Genomic DNA, 3,027 nt, shown 5'->3' with positions numbered 1-3,027 from the left:
AATTATTTATCTTGTTATGTAATCATTAGATCTCTAACGCTTAATAAAAAAATCCTCTTCTAAGATAGAAGAGGACTGAATTAATATCAACTCTTCTTATCTCTCAGGTATGACCTGATGGAATTAGCACAGTGTTCAAAAGAACCTGTTGCTGAGGTATCATAGGGCCAATTCCCTCCACCTCTCTGGATAAGATTATGTTTATGTATTTATATAATTTCCGACTGATTGAACCAAGATTAACCGATTTAAAAATTCGAGTCAACCCATTTCGCAAATGTTAGACTATTCAGTTATTTACAATACTGTATTTTAAGATTAATTATCTAATACATGTAGAAAGGAATTGTTCTTTTCATTTCCATATAATTTAAGTGAATTATTCTTTTGGTTTAGTCATATTTTCTGGCTTAACAATCCGGTCAAAATCTTCTTCTGTAAGATATCCTGTTTTTAAGGCTGCTTCTTTAAGTGTCGTACCTTCTTTATAAGCTAATTTTGCAATACTAGCTGCTTTTTCATAGCCAATGTGAGGATTTAGTGCAGTTACTAGCATAAGTGAATTGTTTAAATGACTTTTTATGACCTCTAAGTTTGCTTCCAAACCGCTCGCACAATGCTCATTAAATGAGTTCATAACATCAGATAACAGTCTAATGGACTGAAGAAAATTATAAATAATAACTGGTTTAAATACATTCAATTCGAAGTTTCCCTGACTCGCAGCAAACGCGATCGTCATATCATTTCCTACGATTTGAGTTACGACCATCGTCATCGCTTCTGATTGTGTTGGATTTACCTTGCCTGGCATGATTGAACTACCAGGTTCATTTGACGGTATGATTATTTCGCCAATACCACTTCTTGGACCACTCGCCATCCACCTAACATCATTCGCAATTTTCATTAGATCGGTAGCCAGTGCTTTGAGCGCACCATGAGTATAGACCATTTCATCATGGCTTGTTAGTGCATGAAATTTATTCTCTGCTGATGTAAATTCATGTCCAGTAAACAGACTAATTTCTTTCGCAACCATTTCACCAAACATGGGATGCGCATTTAGCCCAGTTCCTACTGCAGTTCCACCAATAGCTAGTTCGTTCATAAATTTCATACTGTCCAATAACATTTGCTCATTTTTTTCAAGCATACGGTGCCATCCGCTAATTTCTTGCCCTAAAGTTAAAGGCGTAGCATCCTGTAAATGTGTGCGACCTATTTTAATAATATGCTGATATTCATCTGCCTTTTGCAAAAAAGTATGTTTCAGTTCATTTAAAGCAGGAAGCAATTGTTTGTTTAATTCAATGATCGCTGCTATATGCATTGCAGTTGGAAATGTATCATTCGAGCTTTGTGACTTATTTACATCATCATTTGGATGAATCCTCGTTTCACTTCCAAGTGCTTCCAATAATTGATTTCCCCTATGTGCGATCACTTCATTTACATTCATATTTGTTTGCGTACCGCTACCAGTTTGCCAAACTACAAGAGGAAAATGTTCATCTAGTTTTCCACTAAGAATTTCATTTACAGCTTCGATTATGGCATCCGCTTTTTCATGATCCAACTTTCCTAGTTCTTTATTTACCAATGCTGCACATTTTTTGATGATTGCTAATGCATGTATTAATTGAACTGGCATCCTCTCGGTACCTATTTTAAAGTTTTGAAAGCTCCGCTGAGTCTGTGCACCCCATAATTTATCTGCTGGAACGTTAATCTCACCAATCGAATCCTTCTCAATTCTATACTTCAAATTCTGACCTCCCGACGAACATACGATGACGAACCATATTAATCATATACCTACATTATGAACACCATCTTAGTTGCCTATTTTTCACATACTATTATTCTGCATTTAATAAATAAATATTATTTAAGGAAGAGTTGAATACCTTTAGAAATAAAATCTCATCAAAAAACTTACATGAGAATTTTTTTAGTGAGTTTGGACATAATTAGCTAGGTGTAATTTTGGCGTGAAAAGGGTAAAACTAATAAATAAGCTCCATATTCAAAGAATTGATTAGCTCCGAATATGATAGTGGGAGTTTAAGAAAGAGGTAGTCCAAGCTTCATTCAGTACTGTTCTTTATAAATCGAGACAAAACTACTAAATTTAACATACATTTTAAGCTTCTTCCGTGGGAGTATTTCATTAGAAAGTAGGTGTAAAACATGAGTGAAAACTTTTTTGCAAACTATAAAAAATTTGTTGTTCCACCTCAAGATCGACAAAAAATTGAAAATGAAGAGTTTAACCCTAAGGATTATGCCTCTTATTTTATTCTGACCCTTTCTCTTAATGACTCTCTTATATCAAACTGGAAAGAAGCAAAAGATTATGAAATAGATATTCAAAAAAGCATTTTAAAAGTAATAAAAGAATTCAATGAAAAACAGAATGGCAATAAACACCTCAGGTTACTTGAGTTAGAGAATGATAACTCATATTTCGTCATTGCTTTGTCTTGTAAAAACGAAAATAATGAACCTATTGAAACGATTTCAAACTACATAGAAAAGATGCTTTCAACTCCTTTTTATGTAGGGCAAAACTGGTACAGGCTGATTGGTCATAAAGGAAGGGTTGAGCGTAAAATCTTTCATATTTCTTTAAAGGAATATAGTATGTAGAGAATCTTGTTGTGATTTAATAAAGAAACGAAACGATAAATGAAAGAAAAACCACCTTTGATGGTGGCTTTTTATTTATTATTAGCCTTGCCCCGTTAACAAAAATTAGGCTTCATTCTGCTTTTTTAAAAAATATGAACTCCCTAATTTTTTTAAGTACTACTGCCAAACTCAATACCCCCTAGTACTAAATAAAGAAGAAAAAGATAAACAAGCATTCCTCTATTACTACAAAAATGAAACGACGAGAAGTTGGATATGTCACGAAGGATAAGATTTATATAATCGGTTAACACAAAAGTAACCCTGTATCCTCTTTTGGAAGTATGGTTACTGGATCTAAGAACAAAGAATGATATTAGAGTGCTCTTACAT

2 protein-coding genes and 1 riboswitch are annotated in these 3,027 nt (G+C 33.6%); of the genes, one reads left to right on the top strand and one right to left on the bottom strand.

Annotated features, from left to right (window positions below):
• Nucleotides 1–93: 93 nt before the first annotated feature.
• Nucleotides 94–196, bottom strand: a riboswitch (SAM riboswitch).
• Between the two features lie 183 nt (nt 197–379).
• A complete protein-coding gene (gene fumC / locus V7056_RS12790) occupies nt 380–1,768 on the bottom strand; it encodes a class II fumarate hydratase (RefSeq protein WP_499702480.1) in 1,389 nt (462 codons plus the stop codon).
• Nucleotides 1,769–2,193: 425 nt separating this feature from the next.
• On the opposite strand from fumC, the gene V7056_RS12785 reads away from it, so the two are divergent.
• Complete coding sequence (locus V7056_RS12785) at nt 2,194–2,652, top strand: hypothetical protein (protein WP_499702478.1); 459 nt, start codon at nt 2,194–2,196, stop codon at nt 2,650–2,652.
• The last annotated feature ends 375 nt before the right edge of the window (nt 2,653–3,027 follow it).

It is taken from the genome of Bacillus sp. JJ664, assembly GCF_036962205.1.
GTDB lineage: Bacteria > Bacillota > Bacilli > Bacillales > Bacillaceae_G > Gottfriedia.
This window is presented reverse-complemented; position numbering and strand designations above follow the sequence as displayed.

What these genes read in the sequence shown, in the direction of transcription:
- V7056_RS12785 (WP_499702478.1), top strand. Translation starts at nt 2,194, where the DNA reads ATGAGTGAAAACTTTTTTGCAAACTATAAAAAATTTGTTGTTCCACCT.